The following is a 6,746-nucleotide window of genomic DNA, read 5'->3' as shown; positions in this document are numbered from 1 at the left end:
TCTTCACTTGTGTCCCGGACTGACTTAACAATTGAGCGCTCATACTCACCCCTCTTGGTTGCATCACTGAGGTAATATCATGATTGAATGATTAAATCAAGTAGAGGTCGCACCCAAAGTGAAGGGTGAAAGATCAATTCAGGTCTAATAATTCTTGAATTCTCAGGTTTCAAATGGTGGGTCTAATTTAGAGCTATATCGATGCGTTAAGAAATGAACTGTTCAGGGCAACTTAGAAAATAGTTGTCTAGCAGTTCACTATTTACAACATGACAAGCATTTTCACAGAAGCTCTATCAACCGTTGACGGCAGCGTTACGGGAATTTTGGAACTTACTTACGACCCAGATCGTTTTAAGCAGTATGCGCGTGAGACATTAAAAGCAAAAGGATATAACAAAGAGGATGCTTCTAATGAGGTAATCTGGCATGCCACCTCTAAAGTAACGACTGAAGGGGCAATCTCTGGCTTTCTTTCTAGCATTTCCCTCGGTGCCTGGGGTCTCGCTTCATTGCCCGGAGACATTGTTTGATGTATCACTTGATTGAAATGGGCGGTGTACTCGCAGAGATTCACGGATTAGATACAAATGACGAGTATGTCAAAACTTTTGTATTGTCTGGTGCAGCAAATGATGGCAGCCTTCGTAAAAAGGCGAGGCAAGCAGTGTCTAAAGGTGCTAACGACGTAGCCGCCAAAGAGTTTGCCAAAGCAGTTTTGATTCCAGTCTTAAAGGCACTCGGAATCAAGGTCAGCGTCAAGGGTGGTTTCAAGATTGCAGAAATTATTCCATTTGCGGGCGGATTACTAGGTAGTGGTGTCAACTTTTTTATGATTGATGGAGCAGGTCACAACTTTCTAGACGAGGTGAAAACGAGCAGACGATGACCGTTCAGTTCTAGAATTGGCTTACCATGACGGAAAGTAATAAGTGCCTCGCAATGATATTGACCGCATCAAAGAGAAGATTCGACTTCGGCGATATGTCAGCCCATGCAATGGAAGAAATGGCTGAGGATTTTCTGACCATTTTGGATGTTGAGGAAGCTGTTTTGAGCGGTCAAATTATTCGAGTTGAAAAAGATGACCCTAGAGGCACAAAATATATAGTAGTAGGAACCGCGCTCGATCGACAAACACCTGTCGGAGTCGTTGGACGGTTCGCAAGTAGTGAGCGTTATTTGATCATTACCGTTTACGAAGTCACTGAGCTTGAGGGCTAATTGTATGTACGGATATCGATGTGAGTATTGCGAAGGAACTGTTCAACCGCGTTTCGTCAAGCGTGAGGCGTTTAAGCACCGGGATGGATTTGTCATTCTTGAAGATGTGACGATCGGGGTTTGCGATACTTGTGGCAATCGTTATTACTCAGCCGATATTCTTCATACTGTTCATGCGGTTGCAACTGGAGAAAAGTCGCCTGAACGAACTGAGCAAATTCCGGTCACTCATCTTGAATCTGCATAGACTAATAGGTATAACGATACAGTTGTTGAAGCGAACGTGGAAAGGCTTTTGGTCTATCGTTAAAGCCTTCGCGTCGCCGATAAACAGTGAGCGTTTTAACTTTACATGATAGAGATATTACTGTGCAATATGTTTTGATTATTCATGAAGTAGAAGACTATCCAGCATGGAAAACTATCTTTGATGGAGCCATCAACATCAGAAAAGATGCTGGAGAAATCAGTTATCAACTATTAAAATACGATCGTGATCCAAATAGCATTGTTCACCTTTATAGATGGTTGTCTTTAGAGAATGCAAGAACGTTTTTTGAGTCGCCAACGTTAGTAGAAATCAGAAAAAAAGCAGGTGTAAAAGCGCCTAAATTTATCTATCTAGAAGAGATAGAAAATGGGGTTTTATAGTTTAGGTATCTGGCTCAACTCCGAGCGATCGTAGCTGGGCAGCTAATTGTTCTGATCTTCGTTGTGCTTCTAGTGCAGCCTCTTCAGGCGACATTAAAAGCTCACCTTGTAAATCAAAATATCGTAATTTTTGGTTGTAAATTCCTAAATATAAATCTAGACTTTCGCTCCAAAAAAGACCTTGATGATTGGGAGCGATCGGCTGATAGACCCGACTCACAAGCCTCAATCCTTTCAGCTCCAAGGTGTCAGGTGAAAACCAGAAATATTCTGGTGTCCGAAAACGATCTTGATAGAGTGATTTCTTCAAGGTGCGATCGACATCCGCCGTTGAATCTGATAGTAGCTCAATAATTAAATCGGGGTATCTCCCATCTTCTTCCCAGACGACCCAAGACTTGCGGGGATGCTTTTGGGTTTGCTTGACTAAGAAGAAATCAGGCCCTCGAAAATCGCGATTTTTAAGCTGTTGGCGACTGAAATAAATCGTCAGATTCGCCCCAATAAAAAAGTCAGTTTGATCTCGCCAAAACCACTCTAAACAAGCCACCAACAAAGCCAGTTGGATGTAATGCAAAGAACTTTCCATCTCTGGCTCGTTGCTCTCAAGTTGTGTAGCATCGGGCATTAAGTCTGCCACCTGCTGTGCGGTTAGAGACATAAAATTTGCCTCGTAAGACTATCTCTAGAGTACAAGGAATTAGGGGCTAGAAGCCAGAGACTCTTCGACCAAGACTGGCTCGACAGCAAGATTGACTAACGGACGGGTGACTTGACGCAGCAAAATAGTTTCAACCCGATCGTCAGTGACGCGAACCGCCTCTAGTTCTAACTCGCTCCACTGAATGCGATCGCCCTGAGACGGAACCCGCCCCAACTGATGGATCATAAATCCTGCCAGCGTCGTATAAGCCTCCTGAAGCGGCAAACTCAACCCTAATTTCTCGTTAATAGTGGGCAAGTCTAAAGAGCCAGCAATCAACGCAGAGTGAGCATCGTTTTGAACTAAAGGAGCCTCAGAAGCAGATAGAAATGCTGTTTTTGGTTTGCGGGCAACTCCCCATGTCAGCAGTCGCACATTGGCATTGAGAACGACCAGCGCCGGAAAAAATAGCCGAGAGCAAAACTCTAACGGACGAATTAGCAAGAGAGCCGTTTGTTCAGGAGCGTTTGCTGCCAAGACTTTGGGGACTAACTCACCTAAAAGAATTTCGACATAGGTGACGAGGAGAAAGGCAACCGTCGCCGCGATCGCATGAGACGTGATCATTACAGGCAAATGATCGATCGGAATTCGACTAATCCAAGGCTCAATCCAGTGAACGGTTGCCCCCTCGCCTAACCAGCCCAGGAGTAGGCTTCCCGCAGTCGTGCCCGTTTGCGTCACCGATAGATAGTGCTCTAGATTATTTTGAGCGTGATGAATCAACTCAGCCGCTTTGCTAGTGCTTGGATCGTCCGTTTTTTGAGACAGACTATAAATCTCGCTCTTTGAGGCAGAGACGATCGCCAACTCAGCCGCCACAAAAAAACCAACCACCACCACTAAAATCAGCAAAATTGACAATCGCACCAGCGTCTCGGCCGTCTCAAGTTCAAACATCTGCAAACTGCTCAAAGTCATTTCTCCGATCTATGTAGATCTCTACACGGCTGCCTCTTCAGTCTAGTGAAGAACGTCCCCGATCTGCTTCTGTCTAAATTTGTAATTGCAGGTGAGTAATCCGTACGACGAACGACCTATCTTGAAGAGTGATACTGTGAAGAAAACGCCTCATAGCTCCCTTAGGAGGTCGATTCGCTCATGTTTCAGCGCCCTCTAATTTGCACCGATTTAACAGATGGTTTACAGCGATTGGTTGAGTTTGTTCCTAGTCTGGTGGCAGGTGGCATGACTCATCTTGTGTTTCTACACACCGTTCCCCTTCGGGAGGAGGCAACCATTCCTAAAGCAGATGCTGAGAAGATCGATCGCGCTCAAGACGTGCTTTCGGCTGCTTTAAAGCAAGTGCCTGCTGGGGCAGACGTTAAAGTTGAAGTGCAGGCAGGCAGACCTCTAGACGTAATTTTAAAGATGGTCACGACTCACCAAGCCGACGTGATCATTTTAGGCACCCAACCTCGCAATCTATTGACCGAAAAACTGTTTGGCAGCACCACGACCGAGCTATCTCAACGCACGACCATTCCTTTGCTAACGCTGCGCCCGCAAATGATTTCAACTTACACCTCTGAAGAACTGAGTTTGCGCTGTCAGCATCTGTTGCGCTATTTGCTGTTGCCCTATGACGATAGCAGTGCTTCAAAGCATACGATCGAGCAGATCAAGCACTTCGTTCAAACCCAGAGCGCTCAAGCCCTTAAAGGAGTGATTCTCTGTTGGGTTGTTGAAGAAGGGGGCAGACACGAACTGACACTAGCGCAGCAGCAGCAAGTGGTTTGCGAGACGCTAGAGCCTGTAAGAGATGACTTAGTAAGCTGCGGAGTCGAGGTGACGCTGGATGTAAGACGAGGAAACCCGATCGCCCAAGTGTTGGCGGCTGCTCAAGAATCAGACACGAGCGCGATCGTCCTTTCGACCGATAACAGAAACAACCTGCTTGACTGGTCAGCCCCAAGCTTTACGGGGGAGATTCTTCGGCGAAGCTGGCACCCGGTGTTGTTCTTCCCGCCTAAACGTTAGACAGATCATCAAGTCTCTAAATATTTCTCGTAGCCCACTGTGTCTAGCTTGGCTTGTTTTTCCATCACGAGATCAGCGAGACTTTGACGATAGCGCTGCACTCTTGCCAGCAGATCGGGGTTATGACTCGCGAGAATCTGCACCGCCAACAAACCCGCATTGGTCGCATTTCCGATCGCCACCGTTGCCACCGGAATTCCAGCAGGCATTTGCACGATCGAGTACAAAGAGTCCACGCCTTGCAGGTGCCGACTCGCCACAGGCACGCCGATCACAGGCAGAGGCGTTAACGCAGCTACCATTCCTGGCAAGTGTGCCGCACCGCCTGCGCCCGCAATAATCACTTTGATGCCGCGCAGATGGGCTTGCTTGGCGTAGTCCACCATGCGATCGGGGGTGCGGTGGGCTGAGACGATCGCCACTTCGCAAGGCACTTCAAATTCTTTGCAGATGACGATCGCGCCTTGCATCGTCGGCAGATCGGAGTCGCTGCCCATAATAATTCCAATTAGCGGTTGAGTCATGGGCTATTCTTTTTCGTCCTTGACGCTTTTGATGATGCGAGACAGATCCGTCTTTTCGTCAACGGCAATGCGAGTCGGTGAACCGCTAATAATTCCCTCAAAGTTGCGGAACGAACCTTTGATATCGGGGCCCTGAGCGCTGATCGTATATTCACGAATGCCTTTATCGTGCCAAGAACCGCGCATCTTAAAGACGTTGAGCGCACGAGACATCTCCCCGCGAATCTCCACATATTGCAGCATGATGATCGTGTCAGTGATCGTCGAGATGTGGGAGTCAGTAATTGAATGCGACCCCATAAACTGATCGGTCGTATTGGTGAAGAACCCTGTGATTTCTTCTTGTTTGGCAAAGCCTGTCACGCCAATCACAAACTGACGAAAGGCGTTATTGCTGACTCCACGGGCGAGGGCAGAGAGAGAATCGATCGCAATTCGCGAGGGTTTAAATTCGGCAATTTCTGACTTGATAATCTGTAAGTGATCTTCTAACCCTGCCGACTCAGGATAGGCGCAGATAATTTTGAGTAACCCTTTTTGCTCTAAATCCTCAAAGTCGATGCCCCACGAATAGGCGTTTCGGGAGAGTTGAGCGCGAGACTCTTCGTAGGCAAATAAGATGGCGCGATCGCCCCGATGACACGCTTCTTGCAAAAATTTGCTGACTAGCAGAGTTTTTCCAGTTCCGGTGGCCCCGGTTGTCAAAATAATCGAGTCTTTAAAGAAGCCGCCACCGCACATGGTATCCAAGGTTGTCACACCAGACGAGACTCGGATGTTGGACGATCGCTGAGTCAGACGCATCGCACCCAACGGGAAGATGTTGACTCCCTGATTGGTAATCGTGAATGGGTATTCGCCCTTCATGTGAGTCGTGCCGCGCAGCTTGAGGACTTCGACGGTTCTTCTGCGCCGCTCACCCTCTAAAACGTTTCGCACGATCACCACATTGTCTGAGACAAACTCTTCGACCCCAAATCGGGCAACTGGGCCATATTCATCAATGCGTTCGGTGGTCATGATGGTGGTTACGCCGACTTGTTTGAGCCGCGCCACCAGCCGAAAAATCTCTCGACGCACGACCCCTGCCGCCTCATATTGTTGAAACACCGCCGTTACGGAGTCGATCGACACTCGCCGCGCTTTATATTTCCGAATTGCGTATTGAATCCGCTCAATTAAGGCGGAGAGATCAAAGTTGCCAACGACATCTTGCCCTTCGGGATCGGGCGATGCGTCGAGAATAAATAGCTTCCCTTCGCCGATAAATTTTTGAAGATCCCACCCAAAGCTCAGAGCGTTTTTGATGATGTCTGCTGGAGATTCTTCAAAGGTGACAAAGATTCCTGGCTCGTCAAATTGAGTGATCCCGTTATAGAGAAACTGAGATGCAAACAGAGTTTTCCCCGTTCCAGAGGTGCCGCTGATCAGCGTGGTGCGTCCGACGGGCAATCCGCCATGACTGATGTCATCGAAGCCCTCGATTAGGGTGCGAATTTTTTGAACGCCTGACATTTCTACTTGATTGCGTGATTCGCTTTGATTCGTTTGAGTCATAAAAATTGTTTTTTAAACCGGAGCAACGATCGTCCGAAATTAGGAGTAACTCTGCTAAATTTGTTCACCAAATAGCGACTTGTCAAAAGTCTTTTACGCGCTGCGAT

The 6,746-nt window shown here is 47.5% G+C and carries 10 protein-coding genes; 6 read left to right on the top strand and 4 right to left on the bottom strand.

All coding sequences use genetic code 11. The features are described 5' to 3' along the window. The first annotated feature begins 269 nt into the window (after positions 1-269). The 5 genes from BRW63_RS22690 to BRW63_RS22670 all read left to right on the top strand — a co-directional run bounded on the left by BRW63_RS22690 (position 270) and on the right by BRW63_RS22670 (position 1,875). The gene (locus BRW63_RS22690) at positions 270-533 is read left to right on the top strand and encodes a hypothetical protein (protein WP_073074658.1); all 264 of its coding nucleotides are present in this window, start codon (positions 270-272) and stop codon (positions 531-533) included. Beyond that, the gene (locus tag BRW63_RS22685; protein ID WP_073074657.1) at positions 533-889 is read left to right on the top strand and encodes a hypothetical protein; all 357 of its coding nucleotides are present in this window, start codon (positions 533-535) and stop codon (positions 887-889) included. Before BRW63_RS22690 ends, BRW63_RS22685 begins: the two co-directional genes overlap by 1 nt. A gap of 95 nt (positions 890-984) precedes the next feature. Further along, the gene (locus tag BRW63_RS22680) at positions 985-1,224 is read left to right on the top strand and encodes a DUF4258 domain-containing protein (RefSeq protein WP_219898701.1); all 240 of its coding nucleotides are present in this window, start codon (positions 985-987) and stop codon (positions 1,222-1,224) included. 4 nt (positions 1,225-1,228) lie between these two features. Next, complete coding sequence (locus BRW63_RS22675; RefSeq protein WP_073074656.1) at positions 1,229-1,471, top strand: YgiT-type zinc finger protein; 243 nt, start codon at positions 1,229-1,231, stop codon at positions 1,469-1,471. Between the two features lie 86 nt (positions 1,472-1,557). Continuing rightward, the gene (locus BRW63_RS22670) at positions 1,558-1,875 is read left to right on the top strand and encodes an antibiotic biosynthesis monooxygenase (RefSeq protein ID WP_223257479.1); all 318 of its coding nucleotides are present in this window, start codon (positions 1,558-1,560) and stop codon (positions 1,873-1,875) included. Position 1,876: 1 nt separating this feature from the next. Here the strand turns inward: BRW63_RS22670 and BRW63_RS22665 are convergent, their stop codons facing one another. Both BRW63_RS22665 and BRW63_RS22660 read right to left on the bottom strand, forming a co-directional pair. Then, a complete protein-coding gene (locus BRW63_RS22665) occupies positions 1,877-2,536 on the bottom strand; it encodes a Uma2 family endonuclease (protein ID WP_073074654.1) in 660 nt (219 codons plus the stop codon). Between the two features lie 39 nt (positions 2,537-2,575). Beyond that, the gene (locus BRW63_RS22660) at positions 2,576-3,499 is read right to left on the bottom strand and encodes a CNNM domain-containing protein (RefSeq protein WP_223257478.1); all 924 of its coding nucleotides are present in this window, start codon (positions 3,497-3,499) and stop codon (positions 2,576-2,578) included. A gap of 180 nt (positions 3,500-3,679) precedes the next feature. On the opposite strand from BRW63_RS22660, the gene BRW63_RS22655 reads away from it, so the two are divergent. Further along, positions 3,680-4,558, top strand: a complete 879-nt coding sequence (locus BRW63_RS22655) for a universal stress protein (RefSeq protein WP_073074653.1) — start codon at positions 3,680-3,682, stop codon at positions 4,556-4,558. Between the two features lie 8 nt (positions 4,559-4,566). On the opposite strand, the gene purE is transcribed toward BRW63_RS22655, so the two are convergent. Together purE and kaiC are read right to left on the bottom strand one after the other, a co-directional pair. Continuing rightward, entirely contained in the window at positions 4,567-5,082 is a 516-nt protein-coding gene (gene purE / locus BRW63_RS22650; RefSeq protein WP_073074652.1) for a 5-(carboxyamino)imidazole ribonucleotide mutase, read from the bottom strand. 3 nt (positions 5,083-5,085) lie between these two features. Beyond that, the gene (kaiC, locus tag BRW63_RS22645) at positions 5,086-6,639 is read right to left on the bottom strand and encodes a circadian clock protein KaiC (RefSeq protein ID WP_073074651.1); all 1,554 of its coding nucleotides are present in this window, start codon (positions 6,637-6,639) and stop codon (positions 5,086-5,088) included. Positions 6,640-6,746: the final 107 nt, after the last annotated feature.

The sequence above is a fragment of the Phormidesmis priestleyi ULC007 genome, assembly GCF_001895925.1.
GTDB classification, from domain to species: Bacteria; Cyanobacteriota; Cyanobacteriia; order Leptolyngbyales; family Leptolyngbyaceae; genus Phormidesmis_A; species Phormidesmis_A priestleyi_A.
This window is presented reverse-complemented; position numbering and strand designations above follow the sequence as displayed.